This window comes from Pseudomonas sp., assembly GCF_028293835.1.
GTDB lineage: Bacteria > Pseudomonadota > Gammaproteobacteria > Pseudomonadales > Pseudomonadaceae > Aquipseudomonas.
This window is the reverse complement of record NZ_JAQGNX010000050.1, coordinates 1-24,233: the sequence shown is the minus strand read 5'-3', so window position 1 is coordinate 24,233 and position 24,233 is coordinate 1. Positions and strand designations below refer to the sequence as shown.

Sequence of the window (24,233 nt, the reverse complement as noted above, 5' to 3'; positions counted from 1 at the left end):
AATTAAACCCGGTCATTTGAAGTGCCGGGACTGACGCCTTCGCGAGCAAGCTCGCTCCCACAGGGGGATGCATTCCAATGTGGGAGCGGGCTTGCTCGCGAAGAATGCAATGCGATTCTCCCACCGTGAAAATTGGCGCTTGACCTTGCCAACATGGCAAGGTTGATCCTGTGGTTATCTACTACAGGGAGCGCGACTGATGTCCGAATCCACCACGTTTGATCTGCCGATTGCCGGCATGACCTGCGCCAGTTGCGCCGGGCGTGTCGAGCGTGCCTTGAGCAAAGTCAACGGCGCCACCGCCGTCACCGTCAACCTCGCCACCGAACAGGCTCGCGTGAAGGCGCCCCTCGACAGCCTGCCGGCGTTGATGGACGCGGTGCAACAGGCCGGTTACAGCGTGCCGCAGCAGAGCCTGGAGCTAAGCATCGACGGCATGACCTGCGCGTCCTGCGTCGGTCGCGTCGAACGCGCACTGGCCAAGGTGCAGGGGGTCAAAAGCGTCAGCGTCAACCTGGCCAACGAACGCGCCCACCTCGAACTGCTGGGCCAGGTCGATGTGCAACTCCTGATCAGCGCCGTGACCAAGGCGGGCTACAACGCCAGCGTCCACGAACTCAATCAAAAGCCGACCGATAATCAGCAACAGCGGCTGCACCGCGAGCGCTGGGCCTTGATCATGGCGATCGCCCTCGCTTTGCCGCTGGTGCTGCCGATGGTGCTGCAACCGTTCGGCGTGCACTGGATGCTTCCGGCGTGGGCGCAATTCGCCTTGGCCACACCCGTGCAATTCATCTTCGGCGCACGCTTTTATGTGGCCGCGTGGAAAGCCGTGCGCGCCGGCGCCGGCAACATGGACCTGCTGGTGGCCCTCGGTACCAGCGCCGGTTATGGCTTGAGCCTTTACGAATGGGGCACTGCCGCGGGGCGCATGCCGCACCTGTATTTCGAAGCCTCGGCGGTGGTGATCGCACTGGTGCTGCTGGGCAAATACCTCGAAAGCCGCGCCAAGCGCCAGACCGCCAGCGCCATCCGCGCCCTCGAAGCCCTGCGCCCGGAGCGCGCGATTCAAGTGATTGACGGCCGGGAGCTGGACGTCGCCATCAGCGCTTTGCGCCTCCATGATCTGGTGCTGGTCAAACCCGGCGAGCGTTTCCCGGTGGACGGTGAAGTGGTCGAGGGCCAGAGCCACGCCGACGAAGCGCTGATCAGCGGTGAAAGCCTGCCGGTGCCGAAACAACCCGGCGACAAAGTCACCGGCGGCGCGATCAACGGTGAAGGTCGGTTGCTGGTCCGCACTCAAGCGCTGGGGGCGGAAACCGTTCTCGCGCGAATCATCCGGCTGGTCGAAGACGCCCAGGCGGCGAAAGCGCCGATCCAGAAACTGGTGGATAAAGTCAGCCACGTGTTTGTGCCGACCGTGCTGTTGATCGCATTTGCCACCCTGATCGGCTGGTGGCTGTACGGGGCACCGATCGAAACGGCGCTGATCAATGCCGTTGCCGTCCTGGTGATCGCCTGCCCTTGCGCCCTGGGCCTGGCCACGCCCACGGCGATCATGGCCGGCACTGGCGTGGCGGCGCGCTACGGGATTCTGATCAAGGATGCGGAGGCACTGGAGCGTGCCCATGAAGTCAGCGCCGTGGTGTTCGACAAGACCGGCACGCTGACGTCGGGTGCGCCGCGCATCGCACACCTGAGTGCAGTCAACGGTGATGAAGCGATCCTGTTGCAATTGGCCGGCGCCCTGCAGCGTGGCAGCGAACACCCTTTGGCCAAGGCGGTTCTGGATGCCTGTGCCGAACGCGATCTGTTTGTCGCGGATGTCAGCGACAGTCAATCGCTGACCGGTCGTGGCATCGCGGGCACGCTTGATAATCGGCGACTGGCGCTGGGTAATCGGCGTTTGCTGGAAGAGAGTGGCTTGAACGCCGGTTCTTTGGCCGACGCAGCTACCGCATGGGAAACCGAAGGCCGGACTTTGTCCTGGCTGATCGAGCAGAGCCCCGAGCCCAAGGTGCTGGGCTTGTTCGCCTTCGGTGACACGCTCAAACCCGGTGCGCTGCAAGCGGTGCAACAGCTCAACGCTCGTCACATCAGCAGCCACCTGCTGACCGGCGACAATCGTGGCAGCGCCAAAGTGGTCGCCGAAGCGCTCGGCATCAAGGATGTGCACGCCGAAGTGCTGCCGGCCGACAAGGCCGCCACCGTCGCCGAACTGAAAAAAACCGGCGTCGTGGCGATGGTCGGCGACGGCATCAACGACGCCCCGGCCCTGGCTGCGGCGGACATTGGCATCGCCATGGGCGGCGGCACTGACGTGGCGATGCACGCTGCCGGGATCACGCTGATGCGCGGTGATCCACGGCTGGTGCCGGCCGCACTGGAGATCAGCCGCAAGACCTACGCGAAGATTCGTCAGAACCTGTTCTGGGCCTTCGTCTATAACCTGATCGGCATTCCATTGGCCGTGTTCGGCTTCCTCAACCCGGTGCTGGCCGGTGCGGCGATGGCGCTGTCGAGCGTCAGCGTGGTGAGCAATGCGCTACTGTTGAAAACCTGGAAACCCAAGGACCTGGAGGACAACCGATGAACATCGGTCAAGCGGCCCGCGTCAGTGGCCTGAGCGCGAAGATGATCCGTTATTACGAGTCCATCGGACTGCTCAAGGCCGCCCACCGCACCGACAGCGGCTATCGGCTGTACGGCGATGACGACTTGCACACCCTGGCGTTTATCAAACGTTCGCGGGACCTGGGGTTTTCACTGGAGGAGGTCGGCAAACTGCTGACCCTCTGGCAGGACCGCCAGCGGGCCAGCGCCGATGTGAAAGCGCTGGCGCGCCAGCACATCGACGAGCTGAACCAGAAGATTCGCGAACTTGGCGAGTTGCGCGACACGTTGCAGGACCTGGTCGAGCATTGCCACGGCGATCACCGCCCGGATTGCCCGATCCTCAAAAACCTTGAGTCGGGCTGCTGCGTCGCACCCGCTCGCCCCTGACCGCGAGCACTTTCACCACCAACAGCGTGGTGAGGGGAATGCCGTGGAACAGCAGCACCACGGCGCCGGGCGTCCACCACGCGTAGAACGGCGCGGCGATCAGCATGCCGATGCCAAACCCGGTCATTTGCAGCAGGGTCAGGAAGCTGAAAATCGGCAGGCGCAGACTTTCCGGTTCCCGTTGCAGTCGGGACATCAGGCCGACTTCCGAGAAGCCGTCACCCAAACCCGCCGGCAGTGAAAACAGCAGCAATCCATAGAGGGTGTGTTGCTGGAACATCAGGATGAAACCGCAGGACATCAGCATCACGCCGAAGAAAAACCGCCGCTCCAGGTTGACGTTGTCCGAGCCTTTGAGGCGACTGGCAATGCGCGCTCCGGTGAGTTTTCCGCTGGCCCAGACCGCGAGCATCAGGCCCAGGGTGGTGCTGGCCGATTCGGGCGTCAGCAGTTTGGAAATGATCGGAAAACCTACGTTGTGCGCAGCGCTGCCCAGGGTGTCGGCCATGGTGACGGCGAGCATCGCCGCGACGACCGGCGTGCTGCGCAGGCCTTGGCGCAGGGCCGACCATTCGCCTCGATCATGAGCGGGTTCAGCGCTGGGTTCCGGCTGTGCAAAGCGCAGCGGCACGATAAACAAGGCCGCCAGCAGATAGGTGAACACGTTCAACGCGAACACCGTTTCAAAGCCAAACGCCGCCACCAACAGCCCGGCCACCAGACTGCCGCCGACCATTGCTGCGGATGAGGCGGAGGTGATCCAGGCATTGGTCTTGAGCAACTGCTCGCCCTCGATCAAATGCGGTAACTGACTGTTGAGGCCGATGGCGAACATTGAGTTGCCAAAGCCCAGGCCGAAAGCGATCACCGGCAACAACAATGCTTGTTGGCTTACCGGCAGCACCAGCAGCAAGCCCAGCAACCCGGCGCGCAGCAAGTCGAAGGCAATCAACGGCACGCGCCCGGCCCAGCGGCGATAAAACCTGGTGCCGACCAGACTGGCAACCATCCCTCCGCCCACGCGGCTGGCAAGGAAGACCCCGACACTCATTGCACTGTTGCTGAGCAGGTAAACGTAGGTGGCCAAAGCAACCATGTTAAGAAACGCGCCGAAATCCGAAATCAGACGGGCCGCGATGATCAGTTGGGCATTCCGGGCCGAAGTGTTCACATACAATCCTTGTAGGAGCGAGCTTGCTCGCGATGGTCGACAACGATAACGCCGCAACCCTGACACCCCGCAACGCCCTCAGGTTCATCGCTGGCAAGCCAGCGTCTACCGGGGTTGTGGAGGCAAGAAAAACCCGGCCGGAGCCGGGTTTTTGCTAACCGATCACTGCATCCACGGTGGAGGCGGTTCTTCGGTTTTGCCCGGTGGCGCATCGTCTGCGGCGCGCACCGCTTGCTTGCGCTCTTCATCCAGGCGGGCCGCCTCGATTTCGCGCATGATCCCGCCCACGTCGGCCAACTCTTCCGGCTCATCGAACTCACCGGTCAAGACACTGGCCGGGTGCAAGGTGCCGGCTTCGTACAGGGCCCACATTTCCTTGGCGTACTTGGTTTTTTTCAACTCCGGGGCAAACCGCCCGAGGTAGGACGCCATGTTGCCCACGTCACGTTCCAGCATGTTGAACGCGTGGTTGTTGCCCGCCGCGTCGACCGCTTGTGGCAGGTCGATGATGACCGGGCCGGTCGGGGTCAACAGCACGTTGAACTCGGACAGGTCACCGTGCACCAGACCGGTACACAACATCAGCACGATCTGCGAAATCAGGAACGCGTGATACTCGCGCGCCTGGTCCGGCTCCAGCACCACATCGTTCAGACGCGGCGCAGCGTCGCCGTACTCGTCGGCCACCAGCTCCATCAGCAGCACGCCTTCGAGGAAGTCGTAAGGCTTGGGCACCCGCACACCGGCACCGGCCAAACGAAACAGGGCCGCCACTTCGGCGTTCTGCCAGGCATCTTCGGTTTCTTTCTTGCCAAACTTCGAGCCCTTGGCCATGGCCCGGGCCTGCCGGCTGTTGCGCACCTTGCGGCCTTCCTGATACTCGGCCGCCTGGCGGAAACTGCGTTTATTCGCCTCCTTGTAGACCTTCGCGCAACGTAACTCGTTGCCGCAGCGCACCACATAAACAGCTGCTTCTTTACCACTCATGAGTGGGCGCAGCACCTCGTCGACCAGACCGTCCTCGATCAGGGGTTCAATGCGTTTTGGAGTCTTCATCAGCTTTTTTTGTGGGTCCTTCGTGGCCAATACGCGATTGTTGCTCGTTATACGGCAATCCTCGCACTGCGAGTAGTACCTGCCGACCTTTGACCCTCACAGATAGGTGTAAGGCTTCAATTATTTGGCAGCTTTTATGCCGAGCAGCGCATAGCCAACCATCAACGGGCAGGGATGCGCAAGTCTCAGTTTTTGAACAGTTCGCCCGGAGTTGAACCAAACAGGGTTTTAAACGCCGCAATGAACGCTGATGTCGAATCATAACCACAGGCTAACGCCGTGTTTGTGACGCTCCCGCCGTCCTCCAGAACACTTAGCGATGACAGCAAGCGCACCCGCTGGCGCCATCCGCGAAAACTCAAACCGGTCTCACGCTGAAACAAACGCATCAGGGTTTTTTCCGAGGTGCCCAGGCGCCCGGCCCAGTCCTGCAAAGTGATGACTTGGCTGGGGTTGGCGATTAATTCGTTGCACAACTTGAGCAAGCGCGGATGGCGCGGCAGTGGTAAAGAGAATTCAACCTCCGGCAGCTCGGCCAATTGATCCAGCAGTACCTTGACCAAACGCTCCTCGCGGCTACCACCTTGGGGGTAGTCAGACGGCAGCAGACAAAACGATTTGATCAGTTCACGGGCCAGGGAAGTCACCTCCAGCACCCGGCAACGCTCCGGCGCCCACGCGCTGTCCTCACGCCGCACGTACAGGCTGCGCATCTCGGCCCGTGTTGAGGTGACGACATCGTGTTCAAGCCCGGCGGGAATCCAGACGCCCCATTGCGGCGGCGCGAAAAAACTGCCTTGCGCGGTATGCACGCCCAGTACACCGCTGATGGCATACGCAAACTGCACCCAGTCGTGACGATGCGGCGGCGTCCAGGAACCTGCACCCAGACTTTCGGCGCGGGCATACAACGGACGCGGCAACGCATCCAGAAAGGGGATCTGGCGTTCGGTCCCACGTTGTCCATTAGTCGGCATCGATTGGCCTTATGTCGCAAGACGGCTACAGAACGCTTACGTTACTCTGCCAACATAGTTTTTTACAAAACTCTTTTAGCCAATGTCAGACAGCCAGGCCAAACACTTTATGCACGCACTCAAGCACCTCAAACGCGTTGTCACGGACTGGTTCCTATGTGGAATGCTGATTGCCACGCTGCTGGCTTATTTTTTTCCTGCGTTTGGCAGTGCTGGCGGTGGGATGCATTCTGAATACGTGATTAACATCGGCGTGTTTTTGGTGTTCTTCCTGCACGGCGTCAACCTGTCCAGCGAGCAAATTGTTCGTGGCCTGAAGAATTGGAAGCTGCATATCATGGTGCAAGGCTTCACCTTTGTGGTCTTTCCATTGATCTGGCTGGCGTGCAGCAGGCTGTTCGGCTCGCACCTACCAGCGCTGCTGATGCTCGGTTTCCTCTACCTCTGCGCCCTGCCCTCGACTATCTCATCGTCCGTGGCGCTCACCGGCAGTGCCAACGGCAATGTCCCGGCGGCGATTCTTAATGCCAGCATGTCCAGTGTCTTTGGAATTTTCATGACCCCATGGTTGGTGAGCATGGTGGTCGGTTCTGGCGCGGGCGGCATTGATCTCGGCGCAACCCTGCTCGACTTATGCGCAATGTTGCTATTGCCGCTGGTACTGGGGCAACTGGTACGCCCTTTTTTCGGCAAGTTCTTCGCCCGACACAAGCGTTACACCAACGTTGTCGATAAAACAGTGATCCTGCTGTTGGTCTACGCGGCTTTTTGCGGCTCAATGGCTTCGGGCATGTGGCAAACCCAAGGCAACACGGTGATTCTCAGCGCCGTCGTGGGCAGCGCGCTATTGCTCGCAATTATTCTGTTCCTCACCACCCGCACCGCCCGCGCCCTCAGGTTCAGCCATGCCGATGAAGTGGCAGCCGTGTTCTGTGCGAGCAAAAAATCATTGGCGGCCGGCGCCCCGATGGCGGCACTGATATTCGGCAACAACCCCGGACTTGGGCTGATTCTGCTGCCGATCATGATCTACCACCCGATGCAATTGATCGTCTGTTCGATCATGGCCGAGAGTTACGCAACCCGGCATCGGTTGTTGAAAGCGCAAGAAAGCGCGCCTGCACAACCGATGCTGTCTCCCTCAAACAACGCATAACCTATTGGACAGTTAGCTGCAGAACGCCTACCGCTCAATAATCGCGGTGACGCCTTGACCGCCCGCCGCGCAGATTGAGATCAATCCTCGCCCCTGCCCTGCGACTTCCAGCAGTTTCGCCAGGTTGGCGACGATCCTGGCCCCCGTCGCGGCAAAGGGGTGGCCGGCTGCCAACGAGCTGCCCTTGACGTTGAGCTTGCTGCGGTCAATGGATCCCAGTGCGCCTTCCAGGCCCAGGCGGGTTTTGCAGTAATCCGGGTCTTCCCACGCTTTGAGCGTGCACAACACCTGCGCGGCAAACGCTTCATGAATCTCGTAATAATCGAAATCCTGCAGCCGTAGATTGTTACGTGCCAACAACCGTGGCACGGCGTACACCGGCGCCATCAGCAGACCTTCAGCGCCGTTGACGAAACCCACCGCCGCCGTCTCGCCGTCACGCCAATACGCCAATACCGGTAAGCCTCGCTCCCTGGCCCACTCTTCACTGGCCAACAACACCAGCGAAGCGCCGTCGGTCAACGGCGTGGAATTGCCCGCCGTCAGGGTTCCTTTCGGGCCCCGTTCGAATGCCGGTTTCAAGCTGGCGAGCTTAGCCAGGGTCAGGTCGGGTCGCAGGTTTTGATCGCGGGTCAGACCCAAATACGGGGTGAGCAACTGGTCGTGCCAGCCTTCGGCGTACGCTGCTGCCATCTTCATATGGCTTTCCAGCGCCAGCTCATCTTGGGCATCCCGGGAAATACCCCAGGTCTGTGCCATCAGTTCGCAGTGCTGCCCCATGGACAATCCCGTGCGCGGCTCGCCATTACGCGGCAGCTCAGGCTTAAGGTTATGAGGACGCAGCTGTAACAACGCCTTGAATTTTTCCGCGCTGGTTTTGCTGCGATTTACCTGCAATAGAATATGCCGCAGGTCTTCATTCACACCAATCGGTGCATCGGAGGTGGTGTCCACGCCACCGGCGATACCACACTCAATCTGTCCAAGGGCAATTTTGTTCGCCACCAACAACGCCGCTTCCAAGCCGGTGCCGCAAGCCTGTTGCACATCATAGGCCGGCGTCTGTGGCGAAAGCCTGGAACCCAGCACGCATTCCCGGGTCAGGTTGAAATCGCGGGAATGCTTGAGCACCGCGCCGGCCGCGACTTCACCCAAGCGCAGTCCGTGCAGGTTAAACCGCTCAATCAGCCCCTCCAGCGCTGCGGTCAGCATGTCCTGATTGCTCGCCGTGGCGTACGCACCATTGGCGCGGGCGAACGGGATGCGATTACCGCCAACAATGGCGACGCGACGTGGCACATTCATAGAGGCTTCCTTGTTGTTGAGCGCTTTAGTTTTACCAAAGCCAGGGCACAGCGTAGGTCGGATTGCGGCGAACGCCACAGGGATCAGGCGGTCAATTGCTTTGAACCCCGACTCCAGGAGAGTGTTCCATGTCGTCCGACCGTTATATCGACTTTGCCAACTCAGACATCGGCCGTCGCCTGATTGGCGCGGTTGGCCTGCCCACGCCGGCCCGACTGGAGCGCTGGCAAGCCGGGCGTTTGCGCCCGATTGAGGGCACCCTGCTGATCAGCGCGGGCCCCTTGGCCGATCATGTGCGGATTTTTGCGCAGCGGCTGACGGATTCCCTTTACAGCTTCGGCAGTGATCAACCCGGCGCCACCGCCTGGGTTGCCGAGCAGGGTCCAAAGCTTAAAGCCGTGCTGTTTGACGCCAGCACCCTGACCCACACCGATCAACTCAAGCAATTGCGCGAGTTCTTTCAGCCGATCCTGAAAAGTTTCGATCACAGCGCACATGTAGTGATCCTTGGCCGAGCGCCCGAAACCCTGGTCGAAGACCCGGTTGCCGCCAGTACCCAGCAAGCCGTCGAAGGTTTCAGTCGCTCCCTCGCCAAAGAAATGCGCGAAGGCGGCACGGCGCAGCTGCTGCACATCGACGAAGGCGCGGAAGATCAACTGGAAGGTGCCCTACGATTTTTCCTGTCACCGAAAAGTGCTTATATCTCTGGTCAGGTCATACGCCTGAGCCCATGCACGGCGCGGGTTCAGGACTGGAGCAGACCGTTGTCCGGGCGACGAGCGTTGGTTACCGGCGCAGCGCGAGGCATCGGTGCGTCAATCGCTGAAACCCTGGCGCGGGATGGCGCAGAAGTGGTGTTGCTCGATGTACCGCAAGCGAAAGCGGATCTCGAAGCATTGGCCGCGCGTCTGGGTGGACAAAGCCTGGTGCTGGATATTTGCTCGGAAAGCGCCGCGCTGGAGTTGACCGAAGCCCTGCCCAATGGCGTCGATATCGTGGTGCACAACGCCGGTATTACCCGCGATAAAAGTTTGGCCAATATGACCGCCGAGCTATGGGACTCGGTATTGGCGGTCAACCTTAACGCCCCGCTGGTATTGACCAAGGCACTGCTCGACAGTGGCACGTTACGTGACAACGGACGGGTGATTTTGTTGGCCTCCATTAACGGCATAGCCGGTAACCGCGGACAGACCAACTACGCCGCGAGCAAGGCTGGATTAATTGGCATGGCCAGGGCTTGGGCACCTCTGCTGCAACAACGTGGCATCAGCATCAATGCCGTGGCGCCAGGGTTCATCGAGACCAAGATGACGGCGGACATGCCCTTCGCGCTGCGTGAAGCAGGCCGCCGTATGAGTTCTCTGGGTCAGGGTGGCTTACCGCAAGACGTCGCCGAAGCCGTCGCCTGGCTCAGCCAGGCGGGGACCGGCGCAGTGAATGGGCAAGTTCTGCGGGTTTGTGGCCAGAGCGTCGTCGGCGCCTGATGTGGCGACGCTCGCGTCGTGAAAATAAAGATGGAGATGACCATGGCCTCTCACTGGAATTACCTCAACGCACCACCCACGTTGCCCGGGTTGTTTGTGCAGGCCGCGCTTCGGCGTAAAGTCACCGGCTCGGTACTGCCTGACGAGGGCCTGCGCTGCTGGGTGTCGGTCAACCGCCAGCAGGTCGAAACCTATCGTAAGGTCTGTGGGTTTTCGAACACCAGTCTGATGCCCCCCACTTACCCCCATGTGCTGGCCTTTGCCTTGCAGATGCAATTGATGACGGCTAAAGACTTTCCGTTTCCGCTGCTCGGCCTGATCCACTTGCGCAACAGCATCAGTATTCATCGGCCGCTGGGCGGGGTGGGGCAAGTGCGTGTGAGTGTTCACGTGGCGAACCTGCAACCCCACACCAAAGGCGCAACGTTCAGCCTGGTTACCCAAATCGAAGACGCCCTTGGGCCGCTGTGGGAGGAAGACAGCACCATGCTCTGTCGCGGCGTGCAATTGCCTGGTGAACCCGCGGGTGATTTCGAGCCCGCGCCGTTGCCCCTCGTGGAAGTCGCGCGCTGGCTGGCACCCGTGGACATCGGCCGGCAATACGCGAAAGTCTCAGGTGACTACAACCCGATCCACCTCAGCGCAACCAGTGCAAAAATGTTCGGTTTCCCCACCGCCATCGCTCATGGGCTTTGGCTCGAATCCCGAACCCTGGCCGCTCTGGATGATCATCTTCCCGCATCAAATGTCGACATCAGCGTAGAGTTTCAAAAGCCTGTTCGATTGCCGAGCGAGGTGGTGTTGTCAGCCAGCCTGGCAGGCTCCAGCGGGCAATTTCGATTGACTGCGGCAAACGCAGATCTGGTGCACATGATGGGCAGTTGGCAGCCGCTGAGTTAGTTACGCCACAGACCCACGGTAGGAACCAACGTGTTGGCGAGGCGGTGTTCAGAGACACCGGGCTGAACGGCTCGCCAACAAGTTGGCTCTTACAGAGCGCGTTGTGTTTGACCGTTCTCCTCTTGCTTCCAGCCCCGTTCCCCTTGAAGCTATACGCCTTCAGGAGAGCCCGATGAACCTCGACGAACTTACCCAGCGCCTGCACCGGATCCGTGACCAGAACGACTGGCGGCAATTCCACAGCCCGAAAAACCTGGCGATGGCGGCCAGTGTTGAAATGGCCGAACTGGTAGAAATCTTCCAATGGCTCAGCGAAGACCAGTCACGGCAACTGCCCGCCGACAAGCTGGAACATGCCGGCCAAGAAGTGGGCGACATCGTGATGTACCTGCTGATGATGTGCAGTGAGCTGGGACTGGACATGGAACAGGTGGTGCGCAACAAGCTGGCCGACAACGAACGGCGCTTCAGCAAATGAGCGACCGTCATTTCGATCAACTGGCGACGCGTTTCGCTGAAAAAATTTATGGCGGGGCCAAAGGCGCGATCCGTCTGGCGGTGTTGCAAGCCGACCTGCTTGAAGTGCTGCCTGACAGGCCGTTACGCGTATTGGACATCGGTGCCGGACTGGGCCATATGTCGCTGTGGCTCGCCGAGCGCGGCCATGAGGTAACCCTGGCCGAACCGGCGCTGCCAATGCTCGACGGCGCTCGTCAGCGCTTTGCCGAGGCGGGTCAAACAGCGACCTTCATTCAAGCACCGTGGCAAGAACTGCTAGGGCAACTCACCGAACCGTACGACCTGGTGTTGTGTCATGCGGTCCTGGAATGGTTGGCCGAGCCCCACGCGATCTTGCCGGTGCTGCATCAACTGACTAAGGTCGATGGCTGGTTATCGCTGGCATTTTATAACCGCGATGCGTTGATCTACCGCAATCTGCTAAAGGGCCACTTTCGCAAAATGCGGAAGAACGATATGGCCGGTGAAAAGCAAAGTCTTACGCCACAACAACCCCTTGATCCACGAGAACTGTCGACGCAACTTGAAGGAATGTGGCGAGTCGAAGCTCAAAGTGGCGTAAGGGTTTTCCACGATTACATGCCAATCGAATTTCAGGCCAAGGTTGAGCTAGCGGCGCTGTTGGAAATGGAACTGGCTCATCGTCGCCATCCGAGCTTCGCCGGCCTGGGGCGTTACCTGCACTGGTTGTGCCGGCCACTGTGAGTTGTTTAACGACAAGCGGCTTATTGCGGAGAGCATCATGAAACGCCGGTTCGCTACACTTGTTTTATGCTTGGGCGTCAGTGCCTGTCAGAGCAGCAACCCCTACGTCGCCAGCTCCAATCCCTTGCCTCCGGCACCTGAGCAAGCGGCCAATGGTCCAGACATGAGCGCTTACCCGGCGCCGACGATTGATTACGGTCGATACCGCAATTGGACCTGGGTCAACGGGCGGCTTCCCGGAGGCTCACCTTTCGCCAGTCCGGAGCAGGTGGCCGATGCCGTCAGCGACGGGCTCGATCAACGCGGCCTGCGTCCGGCAATGAATAACCAGCCCGCTGATCTGGGCGTCATTGCCGACGCGCATCTGGAAACTCGTCTGCAACAAGTCCGTGATGACGTCTATGGGGGTGGCGTAGGCGTTGGCTATGGCCGGTATGGCGGTTATCACAGTGGCGGCTATGGCGGGTATGCCACGGTGCCCGTCGTTCGTACTTATCAGGTGCAGGTGCTGGTGGTCCGTATCAGCCTGTTCGACAACCAGAGCCATCAGCCCATCTGGAGTGCCAGCGCCGAGGCGGCCGGCGGTGGCGATGAATCGGGCCGCGCCAAAGCGTTGCGTCAGGCGGTGAGTCAGGCGCTGACGAAGTATCCACCGTCCTGATAGCGAATGGAGACACATCATGTTGCGCGGCCTTGCCATTCTGTCATTTGCCCTGTTGCTGAGCGCCTGTGAAACCAATCGGGTCAACCGTGATTTCGATGCCACGCGGGACTTTGGTGCGTATCGCAGCTGGAGCTGGCAGGAACCCGGCCTGCAATACCAACCGGACGATCCACGGATAAAAAGCGACCTGACCGAGCAACGGATTCGTCAGTCGGTAAGCGACCAGCTCGACCAACGCGGTCTACGCATGGCCGCGCCGGGCAGCCGCGCTGACGTGAAAGTACAGGTCTATTTGATCATTGAAGACCGCCAGCAAATGATCAGCACCAACTATGGCGGCGGGCCTTGGGGCGGAGGCTGGGGTCGCGGCTGGGGAGGCTGGGGTGGCATGAGTGAAACGCGCAATGTCGATTACAAAGTCTCCACTTTGCAGATCGACTTGCTCGACGGCAAGGATGGCAAGCTGGTGTGGCGTGGCAGTACCGAACAAGTAATCAACACCAGCCAAATCACCCCCGCCGCCCGCGACGCCGCCATTCACCAGACCGTCGCCAAAGTGCTGGAGCAATATCCGCCGCATTGATCGTTGATGCATCGATCCGCCTACGACACCAAAGCGACCATCAACAACAGACCGCCAAACGTCCCGCATGCAAGTTTTCGCAAACACAAGGCAAAGAGCCTCTATGATCCATGGAACTCGTTGGGCCGATGGCTAGCCCAAGGGAACAGACTTCTTTCATCAGGACTCACACATGCAGGTAGAAAGTTTTTTCGAATGGCTCGGCCAGACGCTGGGCGCCATCATTCGTTTTGTCGTTGATGGATTGGATTGGTTTTTTAAATTGCTGGGCCATGCGGGGGGCAATTTCGTCGAAGGCTTGTCTCGCACATTGGGTATGAACACCTCGTTAATCAGCATCATCGCGCTGATCGTCGGCCTGATGCTGCTTTACTCAGCCATCCGCGCCTTCATGCGCGCCTCGATCATCTCCGGCATCATTTGGATGATCCTTGGCCTGTGGTTGTTGAGCTGGATAATCCACTAGCTCTCTGCAAGAGCGGCGAATGCCACGACGCGGTCCATCAGACAGACCGCAGCGCCCGCTTTCCGAATGAACTCGGTCCCGCAGGGATTCCGCAAGGCGGCGCAATGGGGCCGCTACATCAATCCCGGTGAGAGCAAAGCTGACACCTCGGGACAGACATACTCCGCCGCCTGCTTCATGGAAAGGTTCGGTCCCACCGAATCCAGACCATGGCGCCGGGCTTGTGTAGGGTTACACTGCGGGCCTTCTGAGGAGCCCGCATGTCTACGTTATTGACCGATTGGCGCGACCGCACGACCCATCGACGGGTGTGGGCGTTGGCCGCACCGATGATTCTTTCGAACATTTCGGTGCCGTTGGTGGCGTTGGTAGACAGCGCCGTCATCGGCCACTTGCCCCATGCGCATCAGCTCGGTGCCGTGGCGGTCGGTGCGACGCTTTATACCTTTCTGGCGTGGGCCATGGGCTTTTTGCGCATGGGCACCACCGGGTTCGCTGCCCAGGCGGCCGGGCGTAGCGATGGTGCGGCACTGCGGCAGATTCTGTTGCAAGGTCTGCTGCTGGCGATGGTCCTCGCAATGTTCCTGGGAGTGGTAGCCCTGCCCTTCAGCCACATGGCGCTGGACATGATGCAGCCCTCGGCCGACCTCAAACAGCTGACCTTGGAATTCTTCCATACCCGGCTGTTCGGCTTGCCCGCCGCACTGGCGAGTTACGCGCTGGTCGGCTGGTTCCTCGGCACGCAGAACGCCCGTGCGCCCCTGGCCATTTTATTGACCACCAACCTGGTGAATATCGCACTCAACCTTTGGTTCGTCATGGGCCTGGATTGGGGCGTGGTCGGTTCAGCGCGGGCCTCGGTGCTGGCCGAATGGATCGGCGCTCTGCTGGGCCTGGCATTGACTCACAAAGGCCTGCGCGCTTTCCCCGGCCACGTGGCGTGGGCCGCACTCAAGCGCTGGCACAGCTGGCGTCCGCTGTTGGCCGTCAACCGCGACATCTTCATTCGCAGCCTGGCGTTGCAGTCGGTGTTTTTCCTGATAACGGTACAAGGCGCACGCTTGGGTGATGCCACGGTGGCCGCCAATGCCTTGCTGCTCAACGGACTGTTACTCACGGCTCACGCATTGGACGGGCTGGCACATGCTGTTGAGGCGCTGTGTGGCCATGCTATTGGCGCACAGGACCGTGGGGCACTGCGCCGCTCATTGACCGTTGCGGCAGGCTGGTCGCTGTTGGCGAGCAGTGCTTTCGCGCTGCTGTTTTTGTTCGCCGGACACCTGTTCGTGGCGATGCAGACCAACATCTCCGACGTCAGAGAAATAGCCTTCGAATACCTGCCTTATTTGGCGGCGTTGCCGATGGTTGCGGTTGGAAGTTACCTGCTGGATGGCCTGTTCATCGGCGCCACGCGAGCGCGGGAGATGCGCAACGCCATGCTGCTGAGCGTGGCATTGATAGCGCCCTTTGCCTGGTTCGCCGAAGACTTCGGCAATCATGGCCTATGGCTGACCTTCATCTTGTTCATGCTATTGCGTGGCATGACCCTGAGCGTGGTCGCGTGGCGCCTGAACCGCAACGATGGCTGGTTTGCTGGCGTCGCAGGCCGCGGGAAAACGTAGCGAGCCAACGCAAGGGACCGATCAAGGTCTGAACACCCGCAGTGATTGGGCGAAGCCAGTAGTGCTACGACCGCCGGCCCTGCCAATAGTGAGCCAGGGTTTCAAGGCGTGCACGTTGAGTGTCGCCGTACAGCACCGACGGAACGGAGTTGGAGGGGTGCATGGCCCTCAACGCCAGCCATTCATCAAGCACCGCGCTGATGTTAAACCCAAGACCCAGGCCTTCATGAACGTGGCGAAGTGTTTCACGGTAATGGTTGCCAGCAGCGTCGTTCCACTGGTAGGCGTGACGTTCCAACAGGCACTGTTGCAACTTGTTTTGCTGCCGCAGGCTAAGCGTGGGCTCGACGGTTAGCACGGGCACGTTGAGCTTGGGATTAATCACAAACTGCCGTCCCTGACTGTCGTCGACTTTATCGCCCCAAGGCCCTCCGTACCAGGTTAGCGACTCCATTGGGCCCATCCAGAGGCTGAGCTCCAGGGCGTCCATCCCGTCGAAAAAATAGCTGGCGGTTTGGACGTTGTAATACGTCAACACGCTTATAAGATGCTCGCTGAACCTGACCGTCAGCATGCGCCGGAGGTGGGCAAGTAATTGCTGTTTCGGCGCGGCGCAGACGATGATCAAGCCGGGCCAATCTTCTGACTCTTGGGGAAATGCCTGGCTTAATGGGCTGCCAGGCGCCATGCGTATCAGCAGCGGTCCCTGGTCGCGAAGCGGATGCAGTTGAGTGTGCGCGAACAATTCGTCGCCGACGTAACTGTCGTCGAAGCGCCGTTTGAACTGTTCCGCCAGCCCCGGAGTGCTCAGCGTATCGAGTAATAACCAGGCATTTTGCGGTGCTGGCGCGTAACGCCAGTGGTGGTGGTGGTTCATAGCGCTTCCCGTCCATCGAACCCAATCTGTGCCCGGCAATCGCATGGCTGCAATTGGCAATGAGCAAAGCTACCTCCCGAGGGCTGCGCACACAGCAGAATCAGAGGATGGGCTCCGCGCAACAGCGCCAGCAATTGTTCGCCGTCTGGGTGCAATGGGTCACTCTGCGGCTCGGCGCTAGCAGCGTCGCCATCGTCACAGGGAATGGGTACAAGCTCGGTGTCGAACGTGATCTGTGCGCTGCGCAGGGTCAGGCAGTCGCTATTCAACTGTATTGAGCTGTCACCGACGCGAAACGACAACTCGGTGTGTTCATCGAACGTCAACGAGACACCGGAGGACATTTCTATTCGCCGATCTGCGTCAACAAATGCGCCGGGGTCCAGGCGTAAACCAAGTGCCGTCGGTGTAGCTGTTTCAGCTTTGGGCTCAGCGTTCCCGGCACTGAAAGCCTGCGCCTCAGTGTCGGATGCGATACACGCGGTCACCAATGGCTGGTCAGGGTCGCCCTGAATGAAACTCACCACCACATCCATTCCGACTCGCGGCAGGGTGCCGGTTTGATCTTCGCGCGCTAATGCCGTCGACACGGGCACCCAGCAGCAGCCGTAGTGCGCCCCGTCACCCTGCCGCCCCCAATCGAATTGCACACGGATTCTTCCTGACGAATCGCAATACTCTTGATCGATAACCGGCCCCAGCACTCGTGCGCGATGCACACCGTGCATCCTTGGTCTTTGGGTAGGCGGGCCGGGCCGAAAACCGATTTCCCAGGGCGTTGCCCGAAAATGATTGCGGTAGGGCAAGGCGCTTGCGTCAGCTGCAAAAAGTTGGTCAAGCATCGACACTTGATGGCCTTGGTGCTGCACTTCGGTCAGCAGCCACAGGTGATTCCATTTGGCGTGTGGGTGCCCATTCAACGGCAGCAACAACCCGGCGCGTAAATAAGGCGAAGTGCTTTCACCTTCAGCCCGCTCCAGCGCGCGACTACCCACTTGGTTACCGTCGGCGACATTCACCGTGAATTGATCCACCCGAGGTCTGCCGGGCTTGGCCGCGCCGGAGTTTATGCGCTCCGCTCCAGTATCGAAAAAACAGCTTGGACCTCGACGAAATCCACCTTGGCTGTCGCTAAATACCAGCACATGACGCCGCTTCGAATGCTGAAAATGATAGTGAATACCCTCCTCATCACACAGCCGCTGAACAAGCGCCAGATCCGATTCATGGTATTGCGCACAGTATTGGCGCTCAAGATAAATGCCGTTGAGCTCAAAACGGCGATCATCGGCATGGATCCCGTGCTCTTTAAGCACGCGCTCAATGATTTGCGGCGCCGACAGCCGCTGAAAAATGCGCGCGTTGTAGCGCTGGGCAAGGCAGCCCAGCCGTGGGCCGAGGCTCAGACGGTAATGCCCGACGCTCGAACGCCGGGGACTGAGGCTCGCCCCATGAATCTGCCCGTTGAAACCGACTTTCGTCCCGGCGAAGCTCAACCATGCCGATCGGTACATCAGGCCTTGCAGATCCAAATCGGAGGATTCGCTGACAACCTCCAGCTCAAAGGCAAAGGGCGTGCTGATCGCCTCCGTACCGGTAAACGACAGCACGCTGATGGGGTGAGTCAGGTTCGGAATATCCAGACGGAAAAAGGGTTCACTGACTGGATCGAACATCGGCTGTGTCTCTACTAGGGAACGGCCGGGGATTCTCGCCGAGAGAACCTCCGGAGTAGAGTGCCAAAATGCAAAACAGGAATCGGCCTACAACAAAACAGGACGACCCCTACAGATTGCAGGTGAATCTGACACCGGGTTGAGTTCATATGCGTTCTGTAGCTTCAGTGACGCGTTTGAACTGCGGCCCTGAATCAAGACGACAAATACGACGAGCGGGTCAGGCCAAGACGCAGCGCGTCCAGGTACTGGGTGCGTTCGCGGGGGGTGATATTGGCGCTGGCGACCTTGTCACGGTAATGATTCATCAATTCCTCCGGCGACAAGTGCACGTAACGCAACATGTCCTCGATGGTGTCGTGGGTTTCAATCCCGGCGTGGTAAACGCTGCCATCATCGTTCTGGTAGATGTTCACCGAGTCGGTGTCGCCAAACAGGTTGTGCATATCGCCGAGAATTTCCTGATAAGCGCCCACCAGAAAAATCCCAAGCAGATAGTCTTCGCCTTCGTTAAGCGCATGCACGGGCAAACTGGTTTCGATGCTCTGCTCGTCAACGTACTGCTTGATCTTGCCGTCAGAGTCGCACGTCAGGTCCTGCAAAACCGCACGACGCATGGGCTCTTCATCGAGACGGTGCAGCGGCAGGATCGGCAATACCTGACCGATCGCCCACGTGTCCGGCAAGCTCTGAAACACCGAAAAGTTACAGATGTACTTGTCAGCGAGCTTATCGTTGAGTTCGTCCAGCACTTGGCGGTGGGAACGCTGGCGGGCTTTCAATGAATTATGCAGGCGACGGCATACCGCGAAATAACACTGCTCAGCCAGGGCTTTTTGCGCCAGGGTGATTTTGCCATCAGCGTATTGAGCCGCGATGTCGCTCATGTAGTGCGTGGCGCGCCAGTACGTCTCGGTGACCATCTCGATATCGGTTGGCCCCAGCAGGTCCACCAGCCATTGCACGGTTTCCGGCAGGTTTTCCTTGTCAGCGATCTTCGGCACTTCGTCGTTATGGCTTTCGACGTCAGTGACCTGTACCACCAGTATGGCGTGGTGCGCCGTCAGTGAACGGCCGCTTTCGGAAAAAATGTTCGGGTGCGGCAGTTCCTGCTGGTCGCAGAATTCTTTGAGCATCCCGACCACAACACCGGCGTAATCGTCCATGTCGTAGTTGATCGAACTGGCGTTGCGTGAGTGAGTACCGTCGTAGTCCACCCCCAAACCGCCACCGACGTCGATGTGGTCGACCGGTAAGCCAAGGTTGCGCAGTTCGCCGTAATAACGAATCGCTTCCTTGAAGCCGTGCTGGTAGTCGGCCAGGTTGGCAATCTGCGAACCCATGTGGAAGTGCAGCAAACGAATGCCTTGGTCCAGACCCGCCGCGCGGAAACGCTCGACCACCGATAACAATTGCGCCGCAGACAACCCGAACTTGGATTTCTCGCCACCGGTGTCAGCCCATTTGCTCGACGCCAGCGAAGACAAACGCACGCGCAACCCCACTTGGGGCGCGACTTTGAGCTCGGCGGCTTCTTCAATCACCAGTGCGACTTCGGATTCTTTTTCGATCACGATGAAGACGTTGTGACCCAGCTTTTGCCCCATCAATGCCAGACGAATGAACTCGCGGTCTTTGTAACCGTTGCAAACAATCGTCCCGCCTTTTGGAGCCAGGGCCAGCACGGCCATCAGCTCCGGCTTGGAACCGGCTTCCAGGCCGATAGACACATCCCGTGTGGCGATGATGTTTTCAACCACGGCTTCTTGCTGGTTAACCTTGATCGGGTACAGCGCGGTGTATTTGCTCTGATAGCCCAGACGTTCGATGTTGGAGTCAAACGCACCGGTCAACTGGCGAACGCGGTCTTGCAGGATGTCGGGAAAGCGCACCAGCAACGGCAAGGACAAACCGCTTTTACGCAGCACATCGACCTGCTCGTATAAATCAATCGGAGAGCTGTCCGGACCCTTCGGGCGAACTTCAACGCGGCCGGCCTCGTTGATTGCGAAATAGCCGGCCCCCCAATGACGAATCCCATAAACACTGCGGCTGTCCGCAACTGTCCATTGGCTGCCATCGTCTTTGCGTGTGCGTCGTACGGACATCGAAGTCCCCTATAAAGAAGTCAAATGGCATCAGCCGCGATAGGGCTGGCGCAGTGTAAAGAGTAGAAATGACGATTTGGCGCTGTAGAGCCTGTCAGCGCTGAGCCTACGTTGATGCTGACGTCGATGGATAACAGACCTCCATCACGGCACAGAGTTTAGAACCGGGGGCTAGCCGCCGGACTTCTTCGCCTTGAACCCCAGCTTCACCAGCTCCGCCAGCAGCAGTTCAACGTGATCACCCTGTATCTCGATCACGCCTTCCTTGATCGCACCACCGGTTCCGCAACGCTGCTTGAGGGTTTTGGCCAAGTCCTTGAGGGGGTCTTCGGCCAACAGCACGCCGGTGATAGTCGTCACCGTTTTACCGCCACGACCTTTGCTTTCGCGACGCACACGGGCGATGCCATCCCCGTCGGGAACAGCCGTTTGTTTGCAGACACAGGCATCCACGGGCTGACGACAGTTGGGACAATGCCGTCCTGCGTCGGTGGAAAATACCAGACCGCCAAGGGCGGCGAAGGATGCGGCTTTTTTGGCCACCGGCAATCCTCTTGTTTGAGGACAAAGATGGGTCGGCCCCGGCGTAGCGGTTGACCGACCGCGAAGCCCCACTCAGGCAGGGGCAGCGCTACCGGACCATTAACGGTCCGGCTTGAAAAGGTCGCGCAGTGTAACGGCAAAAACCGCAGATGCTAAGCGTAAATATACGCCGATCATCATCTTTACCCTTCAGAGGCGGACTTTTCCAAATAGCGTTTCAGCGCCGCCAGAGAGTCGGGGCGGTAGGGCTTGTGCAGGGTTTCCTGCAGGACTTCGGCCACAGAAATAAAGCGTGCTTCCAGGACTTCTTCGGGTTGCAGGGTTAGCAGCCCATCCCAGACGGCGCTGAACACTGCGCACCAAAGGCGATTGCCCGGCTGATCAAAGAAAAAGTGTTCGTGGGCACTCAGTGGAACGCCGCTCACGCCCAGCTCTTCTTCCAGCTCACGAGCGGCGGATTCAGCGTACGTTTCGTCGGCGAGGACCATACCGCCCGCCGCCACGTCCCAATAACCGGGATAAATCGCTTTGCTGAGCGTCCGCCGATGCACACACAGCTCACCCGCTGAGTTGAACAACAATATAAAGGTGCCGCGCCCGATCAGCCCTTGCTCACGCAACTGGATCCGCTCCATAGAGCCCAGTTGCACATCGCACTCATCGACCCAGGCGATTTGTTCGGCATCAGAGGCGGCGCGGTGCGCGGCCTCTTTAGAGGAGACCGGCATACATTACCCCTGGGACAGCAGTTGGCGTAGGTCAATCACCGCAGCATTGGCCCGGGACAAATAGTTGGCCATCACCAGCGAGTGGTTTGCCAACATACCGAACGGGCTGCCATTGAGAATCATTGGACTCCACAGCGGCTCTTGGGAGGCCTCTAGCTCACGGATGATCTGACGGACACTGACGGTGGCGTTTTTCTTCGCCAACACATCGGCGAAGTCGACTTCAACAGCGCGCAACAACAGCGACAACGCCCAGGCCTGACCCCGTGCTTCATAGAACACGTTGTCAATTTGCAGCCATGGGGTTTCAACGATTTCTTCATCAACCTGCGGCACTTCACCCGGCTTGACGGTCACGGTGGACTGCGCTTCGGTTTTCAGGGTGCTGTTGAGCTTGACCCGACCCACACTGGCAGACAGTCGCTGGGACAGCGAACCCAGACGGGTGCCCACATCGCCCAGCCAATTGTTCAAGTTGTCAGCGCGGGTGTAAAACAGCGCGCCCTTCTGATTCGGATCCGAGAGTCGCGCTTCATAGCGGCTCAGCGCGGCGATACCGTCCCGGTACTGCGACTCAGTCGACGGTAAAATCCAGCTTTTGTTATCGAAATTGAACAGCGGCTCGGCTTTGGCCAGATCGCCATCTTCAGCTGATTGTGACTGCGAACGGGCGAAATCCTTACGCAGGGCCCGGCTCATGTCCCGCACTTGAATCAACACGCCGTATTCCCAGCTCGGAATATTGTCCAACCACAGCCCTGGTGGAAGACGATCGTTGGAAAGATAACCACCGGGCTTGTCGAGCAACGTCGTCGCCACGGCTTTAAGGGTCTCGACGGTGGTGTAGCCGATCACCATCGGCTTACCTTCACGCTGAGCCGCCGCCTGGGCGTTCTGCTGCACCGGAAACAACTTCGGTTCGCTGCTCCAGTACCAACCGATCAACACCGTCACCACCAGATAAACGGCAAGCACGATGCCTAACGCACGGCTAAAAAACACGCCCCCCCAATAGCCACGGGAACGAGTCCCTACCGCTGGCTCGTCGACACGATCCCCTGCGCTGCCCGCACGCTTTTTCCAGTCCAGCATGGCAATATCCCTTCAATCACGAAATTCAATGGTTCGACCGCAACCTTTCAGCCTGGTGCCTTGGGTGTGGGAGGGAGACTGTAAGCTTGGTGGTCGACCCTCATTGACGACCCCGCCTCATCCTCGACGCTGCGTAACAGAAAATTCAGAACTGTCTTAAAACCGAGCCGGATGGCTTATTAACAATTTAAAACCTCGTTTACATGACAATCACAACGTTTTCGACGTCATTTTCACCAATTAGCAACAGTTAATTGACCCACGACACGCTGAAAGACACCAAGAGGTGCTAGCATACCGCCACCAGTCGACCTCAGCGCACACCATCATCAGTAGCCATGATATGACCGAGCCAGAAGATCCGAGTCGTGATCGTCTCAAGCATCATTTCGCCCAGCGGGTTACCCATCAGGCACGTCAAATTCTTGAGGTTTGGCAACGCTTGCAACAAAGCGAATGGTCGCCGGCCGATTTGGTTGAGCTCGCGGAATCGAATCTGCGTTTGCTGCGTTTCGCTGAGCGCTTTGAGCAACTCGAACACATGCAACTGGCTCGCAGTATCAGTTTGGCGCTGGCGGCGGTTGAAGCCAATCGCGGACGCCTGAGCAGCAGCCTGATCACTGAACTCAATCGCTTGATGCAGCGCCTTTCGCGCACGGGCCTGCGCCACGGCGACCGGCTGGAACAAACGTCCCTGCCGCCGTTGCGCAAACCGATCTACGTGATGCTGCAAGACCATGAGCGCAGTGATCGGCTGGCCAAGCAACTGGAGTTCTTCGGCCTGAGCGCCTTAGCGATAGAAAATATAGCCTCGTTTCACGCCACCATGGCCGAGCGGCATCCAGCGGCCATTGTCATGGACGTGGACTTTGGCGGTGCCGGCCAAGGCCTGAGATTGGCGGCGCAGGTTCAAGAGGGCCTGGAACTCAAGCTGCCGCTGCTATTTTTCAGTCACTTGGAAACCGACACCCCGACTCGACTGGCAGCAGTTCGTGCAGGGGGCCAAGAGTTTCTAACGGGGACGCTTGAAGCCTCAAGCCTGTTGGAAAAAATCGAAATCCTCACCTGTGTCGCCCAGTACGAACCCTACAAAGTGCTGATCATTGATGATTCCCGCGCGCAGGCGACACACACCGAGCGACTACTTAATAGTGCCGGTATCGTCACTCGGACGTTGCTCGACCCGATCCAGGCGATGGCCGAGCTGGCGGAATTCCAGCCGGACTTGATCATTCTCGACATGTACATGCCCGGCTGCACGGGGCCCGAGTTGGCCAAAGTGATCCGCCATAACGACCGTTATGTCAGCGTACCGATCATCTATCTGTCAGCCGAAGACGATCTGGATAAACAGTTGGATGCAATGAGCGAGGGCGGTGATGACTTCTTGACCAAGCCGATCAAGCCCCGCCATCTGATCACCACCGTGCGCAATCGCGCTGCCCGGGCACGCAACCTTAAGTCACGTATGGTCCGCGACAGCCTGACGGGTTTGTATAACCACACACATATCTTGCAACTGCTTGAAGATTGCAGCTTTCGCGCCCGTCGTGAAGGCAAGCCGTTGAGCTTTGCGATGCTGGACATCGACCATT

The 24,233-nt window shown here is 59.2% G+C and carries 22 protein-coding genes; 12 read left to right on the top strand and 10 right to left on the bottom strand.

Annotation, left to right across the window (positions count from 1 at the left end):
- The first annotated feature begins 199 nt into the window (after positions 1-199).
- Both JWR17_RS05965 and cueR read left to right on the top strand, forming a co-directional pair.
- Positions 200-2,593, top strand: coding sequence for a heavy metal translocating P-type ATPase (locus tag JWR17_RS05965; protein ID WP_299829260.1), 2,394 nt, complete (start codon positions 200-202; stop codon positions 2,591-2,593).
- Positions 2,590-3,003: a Cu(I)-responsive transcriptional regulator gene (cueR, locus tag JWR17_RS05960; RefSeq protein WP_299829257.1), complete on the top strand. Its 414-nt coding sequence runs from the start codon at positions 2,590-2,592 to the stop codon at positions 3,001-3,003. Before JWR17_RS05965 ends, cueR begins: the two co-directional genes overlap by 4 nt.
- Here cueR and JWR17_RS05955 read toward each other — a convergent pair.
- The 3 genes from JWR17_RS05955 to JWR17_RS05940 form a co-directional block, all read right to left on the bottom strand.
- On the bottom strand, positions 2,957-4,174 hold the full coding sequence (locus tag JWR17_RS05955) for an MFS transporter (RefSeq protein ID WP_299829254.1): 1,218 nt from the start codon (positions 4,172-4,174) through the stop codon (positions 2,957-2,959). The two genes, cueR and JWR17_RS05955, sit on opposite strands and share 47 nt — an antisense overlap.
- A gap of 162 nt (positions 4,175-4,336) precedes the next feature.
- Positions 4,337-5,230, bottom strand: a complete 894-nt coding sequence (locus JWR17_RS05945; RefSeq protein WP_299829252.1) for a PA4780 family RIO1-like protein kinase — start codon at positions 5,228-5,230, stop codon at positions 4,337-4,339.
- A gap of 185 nt (positions 5,231-5,415) precedes the next feature.
- Entirely contained in the window at positions 5,416-6,207 is a 792-nt protein-coding gene (locus tag JWR17_RS05940) for a helix-turn-helix transcriptional regulator (RefSeq protein ID WP_299829249.1), read from the bottom strand.
- Positions 6,208-6,316: 109 nt separating this feature from the next.
- Between JWR17_RS05940 and JWR17_RS05935 the strand changes: the two genes are divergently transcribed.
- Entirely contained in the window at positions 6,317-7,363 is a 1,047-nt protein-coding gene (locus tag JWR17_RS05935) for a bile acid:sodium symporter family protein (RefSeq protein ID WP_299829247.1), read from the top strand.
- Between the two features lie 27 nt (positions 7,364-7,390).
- Here the strand turns inward: JWR17_RS05935 and JWR17_RS05930 are convergent, their stop codons facing one another.
- Positions 7,391-8,668: an acetyl-CoA C-acetyltransferase gene (locus JWR17_RS05930; RefSeq protein ID WP_299829245.1), complete on the bottom strand. Its 1,278-nt coding sequence runs from the start codon at positions 8,666-8,668 to the stop codon at positions 7,391-7,393.
- A 128-nt stretch (positions 8,669-8,796) separates the two neighbouring features.
- Here JWR17_RS05930 and JWR17_RS05925 point away from each other — a divergent pair, with 128 nt between their 5' ends.
- The 8 genes from JWR17_RS05925 to JWR17_RS05890 all read left to right on the top strand — a co-directional run bounded on the left by JWR17_RS05925 (position 8,797) and on the right by JWR17_RS05890 (position 15,614).
- Positions 8,797-10,155, top strand: coding sequence for a 3-oxoacyl-ACP reductase (locus JWR17_RS05925; RefSeq protein WP_299829243.1), 1,359 nt, complete (start codon positions 8,797-8,799; stop codon positions 10,153-10,155).
- Between the two features lie 42 nt (positions 10,156-10,197).
- A complete protein-coding gene (locus JWR17_RS05920) occupies positions 10,198-11,055 on the top strand; it encodes a MaoC/PaaZ C-terminal domain-containing protein (protein WP_299829241.1) in 858 nt (285 codons plus the stop codon).
- A gap of 172 nt (positions 11,056-11,227) precedes the next feature.
- Positions 11,228-11,533, top strand: coding sequence for a nucleotide pyrophosphohydrolase (locus JWR17_RS05915; RefSeq protein WP_299829240.1), 306 nt, complete (start codon positions 11,228-11,230; stop codon positions 11,531-11,533).
- Positions 11,530-12,279, top strand: coding sequence for a methyltransferase domain-containing protein (locus JWR17_RS05910; protein WP_299829238.1), 750 nt, complete (start codon positions 11,530-11,532; stop codon positions 12,277-12,279). Before JWR17_RS05915 ends, JWR17_RS05910 begins: the two co-directional genes overlap by 4 nt.
- Positions 12,280-12,316: 37 nt before the next feature.
- Positions 12,317-12,940, top strand: coding sequence for a DUF4136 domain-containing protein (locus JWR17_RS05905; RefSeq protein WP_299829236.1), 624 nt, complete (start codon positions 12,317-12,319; stop codon positions 12,938-12,940).
- A 19-nt stretch (positions 12,941-12,959) separates the two neighbouring features.
- A complete protein-coding gene (locus JWR17_RS05900) occupies positions 12,960-13,526 on the top strand; it encodes a DUF4136 domain-containing protein (protein WP_299829234.1) in 567 nt (188 codons plus the stop codon).
- A 172-nt stretch (positions 13,527-13,698) separates the two neighbouring features.
- Positions 13,699-13,992 carry a hypothetical protein gene (locus JWR17_RS05895; RefSeq protein ID WP_299829232.1) on the top strand — a complete coding sequence of 98 codons (294 nt, stop codon included), beginning with the start codon at positions 13,699-13,701 and terminating at the stop codon, positions 13,990-13,992.
- A gap of 260 nt (positions 13,993-14,252) precedes the next feature.
- Positions 14,253-15,614, top strand: a complete 1,362-nt coding sequence (locus JWR17_RS05890; RefSeq protein WP_299829230.1) for an MATE family efflux transporter — start codon at positions 14,253-14,255, stop codon at positions 15,612-15,614.
- Positions 15,615-15,678: 64 nt separating this feature from the next.
- Here the strand turns inward: JWR17_RS05890 and JWR17_RS05885 are convergent, their stop codons facing one another.
- From JWR17_RS05885 to JWR17_RS05860, 6 genes are all read right to left on the bottom strand, one after another.
- A complete protein-coding gene (locus JWR17_RS05885) occupies positions 15,679-16,491 on the bottom strand; it encodes a DUF4123 domain-containing protein (RefSeq protein WP_299829229.1) in 813 nt (270 codons plus the stop codon).
- Entirely contained in the window at positions 16,488-18,167 is a 1,680-nt protein-coding gene (locus JWR17_RS05880; protein WP_299829228.1) for a contractile injection system protein, VgrG/Pvc8 family, read from the bottom strand. Before JWR17_RS05880 ends, JWR17_RS05885 begins: the two co-directional genes overlap by 4 nt.
- A gap of 194 nt (positions 18,168-18,361) precedes the next feature.
- A complete protein-coding gene (speA, locus tag JWR17_RS05875) occupies positions 18,362-20,275 on the bottom strand; it encodes an arginine decarboxylase (RefSeq protein ID WP_299829226.1) in 1,914 nt (637 codons plus the stop codon).
- 171 nt (positions 20,276-20,446) lie between these two features.
- Positions 20,447-20,818 carry a translation initiation factor Sui1 gene (locus JWR17_RS05870; RefSeq protein ID WP_299829224.1) on the bottom strand — a complete coding sequence of 124 codons (372 nt, stop codon included), beginning with the start codon at positions 20,816-20,818 and terminating at the stop codon, positions 20,447-20,449.
- A gap of 182 nt (positions 20,819-21,000) precedes the next feature.
- Positions 21,001-21,546, bottom strand: coding sequence for an NUDIX hydrolase (locus JWR17_RS05865; RefSeq protein WP_299829223.1), 546 nt, complete (start codon positions 21,544-21,546; stop codon positions 21,001-21,003).
- Positions 21,547-21,549: 3 nt separating this feature from the next.
- Positions 21,550-22,638: a DUF2333 family protein gene (locus tag JWR17_RS05860; RefSeq protein ID WP_299829222.1), complete on the bottom strand. Its 1,089-nt coding sequence runs from the start codon at positions 22,636-22,638 to the stop codon at positions 21,550-21,552.
- Between the two features lie 343 nt (positions 22,639-22,981).
- Between JWR17_RS05860 and JWR17_RS05855 the strand changes: the two genes are divergently transcribed.
- Positions 22,982-24,233, top strand: a 1,252-nt coding sequence (locus tag JWR17_RS05855; RefSeq protein WP_299829220.1) for a response regulator, incomplete at its 3' end; no start/stop codon positions are given.